The 14998-nt window shown below is 43.7% G+C and carries 14 protein-coding genes; 4 read left to right on the top strand and 10 right to left on the bottom strand.

Features of this window, described 5'->3' with window-relative positions:
- Positions 1 to 154 precede the first annotated feature (154 nt).
- Positions 155 to 4363: a P-loop NTPase fold protein gene (locus NMG48_RS07215; RefSeq protein WP_271254606.1), complete on the top strand. Its 4209-nt coding sequence runs from the start codon at positions 155 to 157 to the stop codon at positions 4361 to 4363.
- A 459-nt stretch (positions 4364 to 4822) separates the two neighbouring features.
- Here NMG48_RS07215 and NMG48_RS07210 read toward each other — a convergent pair whose 3' ends face one another.
- Genes NMG48_RS07210 through NMG48_RS07190 form a run of 5 tightly spaced genes read right to left on the bottom strand, consistent with a single transcriptional unit; the run spans position 4823 to position 8109 of the window.
- On the bottom strand, positions 4823 to 5122 hold the full coding sequence (locus NMG48_RS07210; RefSeq protein ID WP_271254605.1) for a DUF2288 domain-containing protein: 300 nt from the start codon (positions 5120 to 5122) through the stop codon (positions 4823 to 4825).
- Positions 5122 to 5898 carry a uracil-DNA glycosylase gene (locus tag NMG48_RS07205; RefSeq protein ID WP_271254604.1) on the bottom strand — a complete coding sequence of 259 codons (777 nt, stop codon included), beginning with the start codon at positions 5896 to 5898 and terminating at the stop codon, positions 5122 to 5124. Before NMG48_RS07205 ends, NMG48_RS07210 begins: the two co-directional genes overlap by 1 nt.
- A gap of 52 nt (positions 5899 to 5950) precedes the next feature.
- A complete protein-coding gene (locus NMG48_RS07200) occupies positions 5951 to 6880 on the bottom strand; it encodes an FTR1 family iron permease (protein WP_271254603.1) in 930 nt (309 codons plus the stop codon).
- Positions 6881 to 6925: 45 nt separating this feature from the next.
- Positions 6926 to 7492: a Uma2 family endonuclease gene (locus NMG48_RS07195; protein ID WP_271254602.1), complete on the bottom strand. Its 567-nt coding sequence runs from the start codon at positions 7490 to 7492 to the stop codon at positions 6926 to 6928.
- A gap of 50 nt (positions 7493 to 7542) precedes the next feature.
- Positions 7543 to 8109, bottom strand: a complete 567-nt coding sequence (locus tag NMG48_RS07190) for a Uma2 family endonuclease (protein ID WP_271254601.1) — start codon at positions 8107 to 8109, stop codon at positions 7543 to 7545.
- Between the two features lie 161 nt (positions 8110 to 8270).
- Here NMG48_RS07190 and NMG48_RS07185 point away from each other — a divergent pair, with 161 nt between their 5' ends.
- The 3 genes from NMG48_RS07185 (at position 8271) to NMG48_RS07175 (ending at position 10421) form a co-directional block, all read left to right on the top strand.
- A complete protein-coding gene (locus tag NMG48_RS07185; protein ID WP_271254600.1) occupies positions 8271 to 8987 on the top strand; it encodes a 2-phosphosulfolactate phosphatase family protein in 717 nt (238 codons plus the stop codon).
- A 136-nt stretch (positions 8988 to 9123) separates the two neighbouring features.
- Entirely contained in the window at positions 9124 to 10005 is an 882-nt protein-coding gene (locus NMG48_RS07180) for a DNA adenine methylase (protein WP_271254599.1), read from the top strand.
- A complete protein-coding gene (locus NMG48_RS07175; protein WP_126384613.1) occupies positions 10002 to 10421 on the top strand; it encodes a PD-(D/E)XK nuclease superfamily protein in 420 nt (139 codons plus the stop codon). Before NMG48_RS07180 ends, NMG48_RS07175 begins: the two co-directional genes overlap by 4 nt.
- A gap of 53 nt (positions 10422 to 10474) precedes the next feature.
- On the opposite strand, the gene dprA is transcribed toward NMG48_RS07175, so the two are convergent.
- From dprA to NMG48_RS07150, 5 genes are all read right to left on the bottom strand, one after another.
- The gene (gene dprA, locus NMG48_RS07170) at positions 10475 to 11584 is read right to left on the bottom strand and encodes a DNA-processing protein DprA (RefSeq protein ID WP_271254598.1); all 1110 of its coding nucleotides are present in this window, start codon (positions 11582 to 11584) and stop codon (positions 10475 to 10477) included.
- Positions 11585 to 11597: 13 nt separating this feature from the next.
- A complete protein-coding gene (locus NMG48_RS07165; protein WP_271254597.1) occupies positions 11598 to 12161 on the bottom strand; it encodes an adenylate kinase family protein in 564 nt (187 codons plus the stop codon).
- A 4-nt stretch (positions 12162 to 12165) separates the two neighbouring features.
- Positions 12166 to 13416, bottom strand: coding sequence for a SufS family cysteine desulfurase (locus NMG48_RS07160; RefSeq protein WP_271254596.1), 1251 nt, complete (start codon positions 13414 to 13416; stop codon positions 12166 to 12168).
- Between the two features lie 157 nt (positions 13417 to 13573).
- Positions 13574 to 13885 carry a hypothetical protein gene (locus NMG48_RS07155; protein ID WP_271254595.1) on the bottom strand — a complete coding sequence of 104 codons (312 nt, stop codon included), beginning with the start codon at positions 13883 to 13885 and terminating at the stop codon, positions 13574 to 13576.
- Positions 13848 to 14990, bottom strand: coding sequence for a transposase (locus NMG48_RS07150; protein WP_271252192.1), 1143 nt, complete (start codon positions 14988 to 14990; stop codon positions 13848 to 13850). Before NMG48_RS07150 ends, NMG48_RS07155 begins: the two co-directional genes overlap by 38 nt.
- Positions 14991 to 14998 lie beyond the last annotated feature (8 nt).

The raw sequence follows: 14998 nt of genomic DNA, 5'->3' as shown, positions 1-14998 counted from the left end.
TAGCCTCCAATTCTGGGGGAACAAGAGAATACAGGGCTTTCAAAGTCCCCCAGAATTGGGGGATTTAGGGGGCTTAGATCATCTAAACCTAGACAGAGAGACGACGGGTTTGTTGTTGTAAATCATTAATCTGGCTTCGCCGCAATAGAATTTCATGGATGCTGAATTTTCGTCAGAAGCGCAACCAATGCAGCAGCAGATGCAACAGCAAATGCAGCAAATATCTTTTGAAGAAGAAGCTCCTGAAGAATCTGACTCAGCAGCCGAGGATATCGCTGACCCCGTGATTTTTGCTCGCCTTGAGAGCAGGGTGTTATCAGTCGCATTCTCACCCGATGGGCGAAAGATAATTGCGGGGCTGGACGATGGCACTTTGCAACTATTTGATGCCATTTTTGGCAAACCCATCGGCAAACCTTTCCTAGGACAGGGGGCTGTTAATTCAGTAGCCTTTAGCCCCGATGGCAAGGCGATCGTTTCGGGCGGTAATGACGATGTACTGCGGTTGTGGGATTTGCAGGGCAACCAAATCGGCAATTCTTTCAAAGGGCATAGGGGTGGGTCTCTTGTTCAGTCAGTAGCCTTTAGCCCTGATGGCAAGGCGATCGTTTCAGGCAGCGGTGACAGGACTCTGCGGTTGTGGGATTTACAGGGCAACCAAATTGGCAATCCTTTCAAAGGGCATAGCATTGCCGTCTATTCAGCAGCCTTTAGCCCTGATGGTAAGATGATAGTCTCGGGGAGTCGTGACAAGACTCTGCGGTTGTGGGATTTGCAGGGTAACCAAATCGGCAATCCTTTCCTAGGACATGAGGATTTGGTCAATTCAGTAGCCTTTAGCCCTGATGGTAAGATGATCGTTTCGGGCAGCAGTGACAAGACTCTGCGGTTGTGGGATTTGCAGAACCAAATCGATAATCCTTTCCTAGGGCATGGGTCTAGTGTCAATTCAGTAGCTTTCAGTCCTGATGGCAAGGCGATCATCTCGGGGAGTCGTGACAATACGTTACGGTTGTGGGATTTACAGGGCAACCAAATCGGCAATCTTTTCCTAGGGCATGAGAATATTGTCAATTCAGTAGCTTTTAGCCCTGATGGCAAGGCGATCGTTTCGGGCAGTGATGACTACACGATTCGCCTGTGGACTTTAGATGGCAATCCGATCGCTAACTTGGCAGATCGCAGGAGACAGATCGAGATTCCTCAAGGTGTTGCCAACGATTCGGCGCAGGGTGAGGATTGCCTCAACGTTCAGGATGAAATTGAGGCTATGGCAACAGTGCTGATGCTCCGTAGTCTTCAACCACCAATGGCTGTGGCAATCTTGGGCAGTTGGGGGAGCGGGAAGTCCTTTGGAATGTATCTAATTCAGCAAAGGATCGAGGCAATTCGCAGGCAAGAACTCACTAGGCTACAAGCTTGGGGCGATCCAAACGATTTCAAGGACACCCACATTATGTCTCCCTATGTGGGTCACATCTATCAAATTAGCTTCAATGCTTGGACTTATGCCAAGTCCGACCTCTGGGCAAGCCTGATGCAAGAAATTTTCTACGAGTTAAACCGTCAAATTACGTTAGAACGGCAGATTGGTAATTTTCTAAGTTCCCCTACAACGCCTCAAGAGAATAAAAAAAAACCAGAATCTAACTCTTCAGAAAAATTGCCATCGACTCGAAATATAGATCGCCTTATCTATAATCCCTTCACGAATCTAAAGAAAACCATTCAAACAAGGATCAAGCTATCCCAAACAAAGATTGCGATATTCAGCCGACAAATCCTGAACCTCTGGATCTTTCAATTTGTTCTGCACCTTATCGTTATATTTCTGCTAATCATTCTTCGTCCTATTTTCTATTTTTTTGTTATTCTGACACTGCATTTATTTATGTTCAATCTCCCCATAAAAGATAAGTTCGCTATAGCATCAACTATTGACAATTTCGATTTTATCGCTTGGCTCCTCGAAGAGTTTAGAGCTTACTACTTCCCCGACGACTTAAAAACATCCTACAAATCTTGGCGTAAAGGGATTGAGTCCGTTATAGAACATTTATTATTTCTAATCCTTGATGGATTCCCTAAGCGTTTAAAAGATAGCAAAAAGAATTTAGAGAAATTCAAGGAGAATTTAGAAGAAGTCAAGAAAAGCAAAAATCCTAAACCTGCAACCAATCCTACCCCTGAAACTGATCCATACCAGCAGAAAAAGTTTGAGCAAGCCTTGCTAAATGGAGGCGACTTTTGGCGAGTACTTTACCTGACCAATGACGAAGAACGCAGAGCTTTTATTGAATCCAACGATCGCCTCAAAGAATTTAAAGACTGGAAAGACCCCACCTCAAATTCTAACTACTTGTGGAATACCCTCGATCAAAGCAAACAGAAAGAACAACAGCGTTTAAAACAGCAGGAGCAGGAACTCCAGAAAAAAGAACAAGAACTGCAACGCCAACTCAAAAGCGCCGAAGCAGAAGTAAAACAACAACTCGACAATCGCAAAGCGACAGCACTCTGGACACCGATTGTCAAAGCCATTACTCGGCTTCTATTTTCTAAAGAAGAAATTGAAAAATACAAAAATGAAATTGAAAAATTAGCCGAAGCTGGTAAAACCACCAATGAAACGATCGCTTTAATACGGAAAGTCGTGACCAGTTGGCAAGGCTTAATTGCCCTGTTCATGATGTCTTTATTGATCGTCCTCACCCTAGATCCCGCAACCCGCACCGCGATCTTCACCGCCACTCAAAACCTGCTAGAACAAACTGGCTTAGCAAGCCTATTCGATCGCCTAATTCCCACTGAAGCAAAAAACAACTTCACTGAACTCAGCAACATAATTCGTGACTGGTTCGCCAATTTCCCTCAATGGATGGAATCAATCCGCACTCAAATTCCATCAGGTTTACAAATAATCACCGCGATCGCCGCAGCCGTCACTACCCTCATCCCGATCCTCAAAATCATCAACGATTATCTCAACTCCGTTCAAAAAGAACAGGCAAAAATTCAAAGCGATCGCGAGTTCTTACTCAAACAAAAACAGGACAAATCCGAAAACCTTGTCAAAGAAGTTGCCCAACTCAAGCTCCAAGTCGCAGAACAAAAACAGCGTGTAGGACTCACCGCCAACTATGCATCACTCATGGACTTTGTAAGCGATCGGCTCCAAGTTGACGACTATGGCAAACGGCTAGGACTAATGCAACAGGTCAAGCAAGATCTCGCCGCCCTCTCCGATCGCCTCACCGATTGGCAACATAACCGCGAAGAATTAAAAAAGTTCTTCCCAAGAGGTCCTGCAAGAGTCGTTCTCTACATCGATGACTTAGATCGTTGCCCACCCGATCGCGTTGTCGAAGTCCTAGAATCAGTCCAACTCCTGCTCAACACCAAACTATTCATTGTCGTATTAGGCATTGATGATCGCTATATCGCCCGTGCCTTAGAACAAGTCTACGAAGGCGTTCTCAAGCGTGGCGGCAAACCCTCTGGACTTGACTATCTCGAAAAAATCATCCAGATTCCCTATCGAATGCGACCCATTTCATCCTCAATGATTGACGGTTACCTTCGCGCCCAAACAAAAGTAGCTAAGCCCCAAGCCCCATCAACATCTGTTGAAACTGACGACATCACCCCAAAAACGGAACTACAGGAAGAAATACAAGAAGCGATCGCACCTTTATCCGATCTAAATGTTGAACCACCTGATGTTATCAAACCTGAGCCATCCGCGATCGACACCCCAGAACCATTAGAAAATCCACAAAACATACAAGCCAAAGCTTTCACGGATGAAACTACATTCCTTGAAACCATCGCCCAAACCATCGAATTTGAAGAATCAGAGTTTCAACTATTAGTAAACTGTTGCAAACACGTAGATATCACCCCTCGCACTGCCAAACGGCTGATCAACATCTACAAAATTATCCAAATTATCTGGTCAACACGCAGTAAAAAAACATCAACAGTCCTCACAGATGAAGACAAGCGCAACAAGCGTATCGTCACTATGTCATTTCTAGCGCTCTCAGGTCGATACCCCACCTATATGCGAAACCTATTTGAAGAAATTGACGTACACTTTGAAGAGAATGTGAAAGAACGCGCTCCCCTTGAAATTTATCTAGAAGAACTACTTGAACCCATCAAGCCCACAGCTACACATAGCGATCGCTATGCCCACCGAGAATGGCGCAAATTTACCAGCGATATCAAACGAATGCTCGAACCTGATCAAGCTCAACCCACCAAACTCAAAATTGATCGCGAAATTTTTGGATTGATGCTGTCTTTTTGCTTTGTCGGTGATATCGGCTACGATCCCGATGATTTCGAGTCAAAGGTCTAGCCTTAACTACAGCAATGTAAGAGATAGCTAGAATATAAAACCCAAATAAGTGAAGGCGGCACGAAGTGCCGCCTTCACTTATTTGGGTTTGCAAACCTTACATTGCTATAGCGATCGCCCTGAGATGTAATTATTTGAGAGGCGATCACCACTCAAATTAAGGCTTTTAACCTCCCCTAAATGGGTAGCGATCGCCATAAACAGCAAATAAAAGGGCAAACATCAGCCAAAAGGCTTACGAAAAAGTCCTATATTACTCGACAAACTAGTAGACATTTCGAGATAAGGGATGTATAGTATAGAGGTGTGAGGAGCGAACAAAAGAAAAAGCCTAGGAACGAAACAGGGAAAGTAACCTAGGCTTTTTCTTTTGGTTACATCTAATAAAAAAAGAGATCAGTTAATAGCTGGTCTCTTTTTTTATGGCAATCAACTTATGGTAGTCAATATTGGGGCTGGCTATACAGAAATAGGGTCAATCTTTACCAGCACAAATGGCGGAACAACAAGACTCGTAAACTCTTTTTCTTTGTTGGCATTCCAAGCACTTAGCTCCTCAGCCGTGGGGTGGCGCAACCAGCCATCCTCGATCCATGACTGGACTAACTGCGTATTGTCCTCAGTTAAAGCAACACCCACATCGACGAGATCTAGATTTGCCCCAACTAAAATTACTCTTGCTCTAGCCGCATGGGGAGATAACCATTCCCACAGCGCCACATCCACCATCTCCGCTAAATCAGCTCTTACATTACTCACTAAAATTCCTCATCTTCCTCAACTGGATTGGTACCTATGATTTCTAAATACTTAGCTTTAATTGCTTTTATATCTTGCCATGTTAACCACTTCGGACTGCCCTGCTCACGGCTTTGGTTGCGTAACAAATAGGAGGGGTGAAATATGGGCATCACTAGGCGACCTTCCCATTCATACCATTTACCGCGAACTTTAGTAATGCCTAATTTTTCGCCGAGAATGGACTTGAGGGAGGTTGCGCCTGTGAGCAAAATAATTTTGGGATCGACAAGGCGAATTTGTTCTAATAGGTAGGGTTTGCAGGTGGTAGTCTCGACTTCCGTGGGGACGCGATTATTAGGAGGGCGACACTTGACGGTATTGCAAATATAGACATCTTTAGCGGTGTCAAACCCAACGGATTCTAAAATTTTGTCTAATAGTTGTCCCGACTTGCCAACAAAGGGTAGCCCTGATAAGTCCTCCTGTTCACCGGGGGCTTCACCAATGATCAGGATTTTTGCATTGCGATCGCCCCTTTCAACAACAACATTAGTACGAGTTGGGGCAAGGGGACATTTCTGACAGTTGCAAGCGGCGGCTTTTAGTTCATCGAGACTGGCAAATTGCTCATGTACTGGTACTGTCGCAATGGCAGCAGGGGCAGGATTTTTATTAGAACGCATAGTCCTTTTTGTGGTCTGAGTCTCAGTCACACCATTGGCTTTGGGCAGTTCGGTGATGGGTACTTCCGATGGAGCCAAATCGAACAGGCTCATTTGCTCTTTATCAGTCATAGACAGGATATGCGCCCAAAATCACTACTTATTGCTAAATATCTTATCGCGATCATCCGATGTTTAGTTTGTTTTTCATCGTCTTTCCTGTCAGGCTTCGGAAATAGAGGAAACCCGCAGAGGCTAAGAATGTGAAGTAAGCGATCGCTTGTCCTAGAAATAGGCGATCGCGGAAGCCAAACATTGCTTTGAGGAGAATGGCAGGGAATTGAGTGTCAGGAAAAATATCATGGACATTCCAAACTAAACCACCGAGCAAACAAGAACTCATTTCCGTAGCAGAAGCCGCAGGCAAACAGATAGAAATTTGTGAGAGTTCAGCATAGGCGGCTACGGCTTTATCGAGATGTCCAATGGCACTAATCACTAGTCCTGCAACGATGAGTAAGAGAAAAACTCCCATCGCTTGAAAAAATATTTGGAGATTAATGCGAATTCCAAATTGAAAGAGCGCTATCCCGATCGCTACTGCACCAACTAAACCTGCGATCGCACCGATAACTGGCACAATCCCCCCTTGCAGCTTTGCCGAAATAAAAATTACGACTTCAAAGCCTTCACGCAATACGGCAATTAAAATCAGCGTAAACACTGCCCAACCTGCACTTTTTTCATTAGCGATCGCCTTGCCAATTTGCCCCTCGATTTCTCCCTTGAGGGCTTTGGCATTTTTGGTCATCCAGACCAACATCCAACTCAACATGGCGATCGCGGTGATACCTAAAACTCCCTGCCACAATTGCCCATAAAAAGCTGCCTGCATCGGCTCAGTATTTTCCACCTGTTTCACAAACCAATTGAGGAATATGCCTACGATAAAACTCGCTAATATTCCTGTACCAATACCACCAAATACCCAAGGATTGAGCGAACTGCGATCAACCTTTTTAAGATATGCCATCACAATTCCCACCACAAGGGCAGCTTCGACTCCCTCCCGTAGGGTAATCGCAAAAATTGGTAAGGCTGCACTAAAATCCATATCTAATGTTTTCCTATAAATATTGAGCTAAGTAGCTGGGCATAATTAAAATGTGATACCGCGATAAATTTCAGACATTGCTAAATCAATATTTACTGAATTTAGGGAAATCGAACTCTCTAAACTATCAAAATCACTAAATAACCAACCTTGCGATTGCTTACTATAAAGTTCTACTAAAGGTTCATTTTGTCTAACCAATAGATATTCGCAAAAGCTAGGAATAGAGCGATACATCCGAAATTTGTCCGTACGATCATGGTCTTCAGTGGATGGGGAAAGTACTTCCACAATTAAGATCGGATTGAGAACTTCATCTTGGCGATCACCATTGAGTTGAATCACTCCATCAAAAACCATTGCATCAGGATATACACCACGACGATATTCAGGAATCCAAAGCCGTAGGTCGCTATTTATTGGTTCAAATTGAGTATTGACAAGCTTGACATCTAAAAGAGTGACAATATTTCTACAAATACGGCTGTGTTTAATTGTTCCGCCTGTCATCGTGATAATTTTTCCGTCATGGTATTCACATTTTTCAGTTGAGGTTTCGGCGATTGCACGATATTCTTCGATGCTGTAGCGGCGCTCACTGGTGGCAATCATGGGGTTGTACTCTCAATTTTCAAGCTGACATCAAGACAAAAGAAATTTGATTAAAAAATAACGTTGCGATAAATTTTAGTCATTGCTAATTCAACATTGATCGAATCTAGCAAAATCGAATCCTCCAAGCCTACAAAATCACTAAATAACCATCCATTTGATTGTTTGCGATAACGTTCTACAAATGGTCGATCTTGTTTAACTAAAATGTATTCGCTAAGACTAGGAATAGAACGATACATCTCAAATTTGTCAGTACGATCATATTTCTGTGTTGATGGCGAAAGCACCTCAACAATTAATAAGGGGTTTAAAATTTCATCTTCACGTCCATCATGGAACTGTAACTGACCGTCAACAACCATTGCATCGGGATATACTCCACAACGATACTTAGGAATCCATATTCGTAAATCATTGTTGAATGCTTCAAAGTTAGTCCCTTCTAGGTTGCTATCCAAAAAATTGACAATATTTCTACTAATACGACTATGTGTAGCAGTCCCGCCAGTCATTGTGATAATTTCTCCATCATGGTATTCACATTTTTCGGTTGAGGTTTCGGCGATCGCACGATATTCTTCGAGACTGTAGCGGCGCTCAGTAGTGGCAATCATGGGGTTGTACTCTCAATTTCAAGATGGCATTCAAGACAACATTTCTATTGTAATGCGAGGAATAACAGGGGCTTAGGCGACTTGTCTTGTTGGTAAACCTTGCAAAACAAGCAATCATAGAGTTTAATTTATAGAAGATAGCTCAATCATCAGATCTGCACATGAAAATATTTGTTTATCACACTCCTGAGTTAGTTCCTGCTGAAGGAATTCCAGACTGCGCGATCGCTGTCGATATTTTGCGAGCCACTACGACTATTGCTACTGCGCTTGCGGCGGGAGCTGAAGGGGTACAAGTGTTTTCTGATCTTGATGAGTTACTGCGTGTAAGTGAGGCTCATCCGCCTGAGTTAAGAATCAGGGTTGGGGAGCGTGGTGGTAAAACGGTGGAAGGTTTTGATTTGGGCAATTCTCCCTTTGACTTTACGCCAGAAGTTGTCAAGGGTAAGCGGATCTTTATGAGCACAACTAATGGCACGCGATCGCTCCAAAAAGTCCAAAATGCCAAGAGTGTATTAGCTTGCGCGATGATTAATCTCGGTTCTGTATTGAGCTATCTCCGTGAAACTAAGCCTGAAACTGTGTGGATCGTTGGTTCTGGCTGGGAAGGTAGTTATTCCCTCGAAGATACGACCTGTGCGGGTGCGATCGTTGCTAATCTTGAAAATGAAGCTGACTTTGGCAATGATGAGGCTGTTGCTGCGGCAACTCTCTATAAGGCTTGGAAGGGAGAGGTTGAGGAGCTATTTTATCAAGCAAGTCATGGCAAGCGGTTGTTAAACCTCAATGGTGCAGAAGATATTGCCTACTGTGCCAAAATTGATGTGGTTCAGGTACTACCTAAACAGTCAAGTGCAGGTTTGCTCGTTGCTGCTTAAATCTTGATTGAGACGATGGAAAGCTTTAAAGGTATTGCTTTGTAATACCTTTAATCAAAATGTTAGGTTTTATTTCATTTTAAAGCAGAGGAAATAGCAGTAGATTGGATAAGCTGAAAATTTTTTCCTTGCTACCATGCCATCGATGCTATGCTCTCCTCTGCTCGTAAAACCCTTGGCAAAACAAGTGGCAAATATTGCTGAACCTGTGTCCAAGCTCGAACGTCTTACGCCGCCTTTAAAATGGGCAGGTGGTAAACGTTGGCTTGTGCCACATTTACAGAAAACTTGGCAAAAATATCGCAATTATCGGCTAGTGGAACCATTTTGTGGTGGTTTAGCGATCGCTTTGGGTTTACAGCCCCACCAAGCCTTACTCAATGACATCAACCCCCATGTCGTGAACTTCTACAAATGTTTGCAAAGGGGATTGAAGCTAGATATTGAAGTTCAAAATGAGCGTGAATTTTACTATACTCAACGGGTGGAATTTAATCGCTTAATCCAATTAGGAAAGTCCAATACTCCCAAAGCTGCTCAACTTTTCTATTATCTCAATCGTACTGGTTATAATGGGCTATGCCGCTTTAATCGTAATGGTGGTTTTAATGTTCCCTTTGGAAGGCATAGAACTATTAATTACACTGAAGATTTTTCAGCTTACAAACTCGCCTTTGCTGAATGGGAATTTACAAATGTTGATTTTGCCACAATCTCTATTAGCGCTAGTGATTTTATTTACGCTGATCCGCCCTATGATGTCGAGTTTCGCCAATATGCTAAGAATGGTTTTGAATGGTCAGAGCAGGAACGTTTGGCGCATTGGCTAGCTCAACACAATTGTCCTATGATCGCATCGAACCAAGCGACTCCTCGAATTCTCGAACTCTATCAAGATTTAGGATTTAATATTCATATTCTCAATGCTCCACGCCGCATTAGCTGCAATGGCGATCGCGTCCCTGCAAAGGAAATGCTTGCTTACAAAGGATTTGTGAAGGAGCTAGAACTATCATGAGTCTTCGGAATACAGAAACTGGGACAGTTTTGGAACAGATGGTTTTGCATTCCCTCATTTATGGTGGTTATCTCTACCAATCTCAGCAATACATTGGTAGTCGTCCGGGGGGAGGTAAACATATCATTGATGTCATTGCTAATCGTGGCGATCGCAATGTTTTGATTTCTCTCAAATGGCAACAGGTAGGCGGTACGGCGGAACAAAAAGTTCCTTTTGAAGTAATTTGCCTAATGGAAGCAATGGAACAAAATCCCAATTATCAAAAGGCTTATTTAGTTCTTGGTGGTGAAGGCTGGACATTACGAGAGTTCTATATCTCAGGTGATTTACAACAATACTTACCCTATGGCGATCAGGTGGAAATCCTCACCCTTGAAAGATTTATTATGAAAGCAAATACAGGTAAGCTTTAGGGGTTAATCCCAGAACAGAAAATGGCAACGCCATTTTCTGTTCTGGGACTAGCTCATACTAAGCGTTGATAACGCATTCCGGGGTATGGCGCGATCGCACCAACAAGTTCTAAATGGGTTAAAGCACCTAACACCTCACCCGAAGGCGTTTTCACCTGTTCCACAATCCAATCTAAACCAACAGGCTCGCCAAAGCCGATCGCTTGGAGAATATTTTGCTGTAGAGGTGGCAGAGCAGAAATTGCGATCGCAGGTGCAGGCGTATCCAAATTTGGCAACATTCCCAAGGCTTCCAATAACTCATCTACGCCTAAAATTGCCTGAGCGCCTTTACCCAAAAGCTTCAAGCAACCCTTTGCTTCATTTACTTCAATGGAATTTGGCAACGCATAGACATCGCGTCCATATTCGTTGGCTTGATAGGCGGTAATTAAAGCTCCCGATCGCTCTGGTGCTTCGATTACTAGAGTGACACGGCTCAATCCTGCAATAATTCGATTACGGGCAGGGAAATGTTTTTTGTCGGGTGGAGTACCTTGGGGATATTCACTCAATACCAGCCCTGAGTCCACGATTTGCTCATACAGAGACTTGTGCTTGTGGGGATAGATTTGATCAACCCCTGTACCAACTACAGCCACAGTTTGACCAGAAACTTCCAAACAAGCCTTATGCGCTTCTCCATCAATTCCTTCTGCCATGCCAGAAATAATCGTAAAACCACTCTTAGCTAAGGCAGTCACTAACTTCTTTGTCCAACGCTTGCCATAGGGTGTTGCTCTGCGCGTACCAACAATGGCGACGGTATTGCGTTCATTCCAATTAGTAAGATGACCACGATAATAGAGAATCGCTGGTGGATCGGGAATTTCCCAAAGTAACTGTGGATATTCGCGATCGCTAGGTGTCCAAAAGTTCAAATTATTATGCTCATGGATTGCCATTAGAGAAAAAGGTTCCACTTCGCGTTGGGCTTGGCGAATTGCTTCAAGGGTTTGCCCGCCAATACCTTCAATTTCTTGGAGATCGCTTGGCATCGCTGTCCATGCTTCAGACATAGAGCCAAAAGCTTGATAGATGCGTTTCATTAATACGGAACCAATGCCACGCACCTGTGACCATGCTAACCAGTAGGCTCTATCTGTAGTCGAGCTAAGACTCATGGATTCTAAGTTGCTATTTTAGTAAATGGTTAATGCCATGCTCTATTTGAAAACTAACTGTGGCTACATCATGCTCACTATTGACAGTCAATAATTTCTGTTTATAGCCGTAATATTCCAATAAAGGCATGGTTAAATCCAGAAATTGTTCAATTCGTTTCTGAATTACATCAATTGTGTCATCGGCATTACCCCGCGATCGCGATCGCTGCATTAATGTCTCTTCCGAAGCCTCTAGATAAATTGCATGGTTAATTGGACAGCCTAACTCATCCAGCAAAAAATCTAACTCCTCAGCTTGGAAAGACGTGCGAGGATATCCCTCCAAAATCCATCCATGCCGAGTATCTTCCTTATTTAGGCGCGATCGCATCAGCGCAATTATGAGTGGATCAGGGACAAACTCACCTGCATCAACAAAGCTTTTCACCTCTAAGCCTAAATCTGTTCCTGCTGCCATCTCTGATCGCAAAATTTCGCTGGTAGAGATCACAGGAATATTTAATAAAGCATGTAGATGTTCCGCTTGGGTAGTTCGTCCTGAACCTGATGCGCCTAATAGGACTAATCTGACCATATATTTATGCCATCACATTTTTAAAAAAGGCGATCGCTTCTTTGAGGGCAGTGACGAAGGTATCGACTTCGGCTTTGGTGTTATAGAAATAAACACTCGCTCTCGCGGAACCACTAATCCCTAAAAAGCGATGCAATGGCTGGGTGCAGTGATGTCCCGAACGGATCGCAATCCCTTCTTGATCGAGCATTGCCGATAAGTCATTAGCATGAATACCGTGGGCGATCGTAAAGGCTGCTAAACCTGCGCGATGATGACGTGGCCCATAAATTTTGATATCAGGAATCTCGACGAGATAATCCATCAAGTAATTAATTAATTCCTGTTCGTAAGCGTGGATTTTATCCATGCCGATCGCCATTAAATAATCCACGGCAGCACCAAGGGCGATCGCTTCCCCAATCGCAGGTGTACCTGCCTCAAACTTGTGGGGTAGATCCGCATAGGTGGAATGATCGAGAAATACCTCTGCAATCATCTCACCACCACCCATAAAGGGAGGCATTGCTAGCAATATGTCCCGCTTTCCATAAAGGAATCCAATTCCCGTAGGCGCACACATTTTATGCCCTGAAGCCACTAACCAATCGCAATCTAAAGCCTGAACATCAATTGGCATATGGGGAACACTCTGACAAGCATCCAGCAATACTTTTGCCCCCTGAGCATGGGCTAAGGGAATAATCTCTTCCACTGGATTTACACAACCCAGAGTGTTAGAAACATGGACAATTGATACGAGCTTAGTTTTGGCATTGAGCAAGGATTTAAACTGCTCTACGCTTAATATTCCTTCACTAGTTGGCTCTAAGAACTTCAACACTGCACCTGTACGCTGAGCAATTAATTGCCAAGGTACAATATTGCTATGGTGTTCCATTACCGAGAGAATTACCTCATCCCCTGCCTTGAGATTCGCCCAGCCCCATGTGTAGGCAACTAGGTTAATAGCTTCGCTGGCATTACGGGTATAAATAATCTCCTGAGATGATTTCGCATTGACAAATTTGGCGATCTTATCCCTAGCTCCTTCATAGGCATCTGTAGCTCTAGCACTGAGAGTATGTGCGCCCCGATGCACGTTGGCATTGTCATGCTCATAGTAATATTTCCAAGCATTGATTACCGCTTTGGGCTTTTGCGAACTGGCGGCATTATCAAAATAAATGAGGGGTTTGCCGTTAACCTCTTGATTCAAAATATCAAAATCTGCTCTGACCTGATCTGCTAAGGTCTTTTCGTACGTTAATGTCATGGATTGCTGCTGTCGTAACTGCTACTTGCATCTTAACAGTTAGCGATTGTTACGGTTAGCACTTTCTTTCGTTTAGATAAAAAATGTAACTTCGTGAATATCCCCCCAAACCTGTGGCGCACGCTACGCGATCGCTACAGGTTGGGAGGGTAGCTACTTAAACAGCAATGAGTTCACTAGTTAGCGCAGGCTTGCTCTTAGCTTTACGTTGCTCTAGCTCTTCGTAGAAATTCACGATATCACGCCCTAAATCTTCAATATGAATTCCAAGCGGTTGCAGATGATAGCCATATAGCTCTTTGGATAAAGGTGGCTGAAAAGCTCTATGTTTAATCTCCTCGACCAAAAAAGCCACATCATCTTCGGCGATCGCATCCAAATTAAAAGAAATAATGCCCGTTAACTGAGATCTTGCAGCATTCGTGAAAGAGTCAAGTGGGAATGGGTTTGAGAATAATTTCAAAGCCATGACGAGCAGCAATATCGGCACTAATTTGAAGATACCTGAGAAGTTTCAACCAAAGGACAGAAGGGAATAAAACAGAAAGGGTTAAATCACAGGTAGCTTTCCAGTCCAAGATGGGAGGAAACGACCATTGATCAATCCAATGAGCCAAAAGATAAGAAAGCAGAGAGAGGATAAGCCAACGATAAACGCCAAGTTTTGTAGATTGCCCAAAACAATGCAAACCAAAGCGATGTTTGATGGTTTTGAAGAATCCCTCAATCGCCCAACGCTTACGACCTAACATCACCAGATAAGCGCCAGAATAAGGATGAGAAGAGACCACAAAGCGTAACTCCCGTTTACTATCGGCTCTTTTGAGCCAGAACCAAGAGATCGTCAAAGGCGTACTTAGCCCTTCCAGTAAAATTAGTTGTCCACGTTTGCCATGGGGATAAAGTTGTTTGACGGTACGTCCATCTTGAAGTTTACGATTGTTGCGGACACCGACAACGATGCGCCAAGACTTGGCGCGGACAGCATTGAAAAACTTCACCGTACTAAACTCAGTATCAGCAAGGACAATCACAGTCTTGCCTTGGGTTAGTTGCTTGGGTACTGTCCCCAATAACTTACAAGCTAAGTCAGAGGGACTGGAGTATCCTTTGCCGCGCCATACTCTAAAACTCCATGGTACGCGCCACTCTCCATAGACCAGATACAGTACAACCAGATGTAGTCCTCGCTTTCCGTTGAGGATTCTCACCCATGGGTCTGGTTCGTTTGGGGTGGGATTGCTCAAATGTAAAAACTTGCCGCTTTTTTCTAAGGTGGTCAGGTCTATCAGTATCTTTAATGGCACTCTCTTCGATGGGCGATGCTTGGCGATTTGCCCCAAAATTGACAGCCTTGTTGCTCGAATTAGTCCTCTTGTTGACCAGTTATAGTGATTGAGAAATCGGCTTAATGCACTCGCTGATTTTACCTGTGTATGTTCTGGATAGGGATGCCCTTGCGCTTCCAGAAATAGCCCTAATATTGCATTCAGACTTGCTTTTTGATACACACTTGGCATCAGACAAATTAGGCTATACACTAAACCTTGGGCGTGCTTAACGATGCTTTCCATAATCGTTA

The sequence above is a fragment of the Pseudanabaena sp. Chao 1811 genome (assembly GCF_027942295.1).
Taxonomy (GTDB): domain Bacteria; phylum Cyanobacteriota; class Cyanobacteriia; order Pseudanabaenales; family Pseudanabaenaceae; genus Pseudanabaena.
The sequence above is the reverse complement of the archived record's forward strand: the minus strand, read 5'-3'. Positions and strand labels throughout refer to the sequence as shown.

Excerpts from the sequence above, each read along its gene's own strand:
- NMG48_RS07200 (WP_271254603.1), bottom strand. The coding sequence starts at position 6,880 with ATGGATTTTAGTGCAGCCTTACCAATTTTTGCGATTACCCTACGGGAG.
- NMG48_RS07205 (WP_271254604.1), bottom strand. The coding sequence starts at position 5,898 with ATGACTGATAAAGAGCAAATGAGCCTGTTCGATTTGGCTCCATCGGAA.
- NMG48_RS07155 (WP_271254595.1), bottom strand. The coding sequence starts at position 13,885 with ATGGCTTTGAAATTATTCTCAAACCCATTCCCACTTGACTCTTTCACG.
- NMG48_RS07180 (WP_271254599.1), top strand. The coding sequence starts at position 9,124 with ATGCCATCGATGCTATGCTCTCCTCTGCTCGTAAAACCCTTGGCAAAA.
- NMG48_RS07190 (WP_271254601.1), bottom strand. The coding sequence starts at position 8,109 with ATGATTGCCACTACTGAGCGCCGCTACAGTCTCGAAGAATATCGTGCG.
- NMG48_RS07185 (WP_271254600.1), top strand. The coding sequence starts at position 8,271 with ATGAAAATATTTGTTTATCACACTCCTGAGTTAGTTCCTGCTGAAGGA.
- dprA (WP_271254598.1), bottom strand. The coding sequence starts at position 11,584 with ATGAGTCTTAGCTCGACTACAGATAGAGCCTACTGGTTAGCATGGTCA.
- NMG48_RS07165 (WP_271254597.1), bottom strand. The coding sequence starts at position 12,161 with ATGGTCAGATTAGTCCTATTAGGCGCATCAGGTTCAGGACGAACTACC.
- NMG48_RS07150 (WP_271252192.1), bottom strand. The coding sequence starts at position 14,990 with ATGGAAAGCATCGTTAAGCACGCCCAAGGTTTAGTGTATAGCCTAATT.
- NMG48_RS07175 (WP_126384613.1), top strand. The coding sequence starts at position 10,002 with ATGAGTCTTCGGAATACAGAAACTGGGACAGTTTTGGAACAGATGGTT.
- NMG48_RS07195 (WP_271254602.1), bottom strand. The coding sequence starts at position 7,492 with ATGATTGCCACCAGTGAGCGCCGCTACAGCATCGAAGAATATCGTGCA.
- NMG48_RS07215 (WP_271254606.1), top strand. The coding sequence starts at position 155 with ATGGATGCTGAATTTTCGTCAGAAGCGCAACCAATGCAGCAGCAGATG.
- NMG48_RS07160 (WP_271254596.1), bottom strand. The coding sequence starts at position 13,416 with ATGACATTAACGTACGAAAAGACCTTAGCAGATCAGGTCAGAGCAGAT.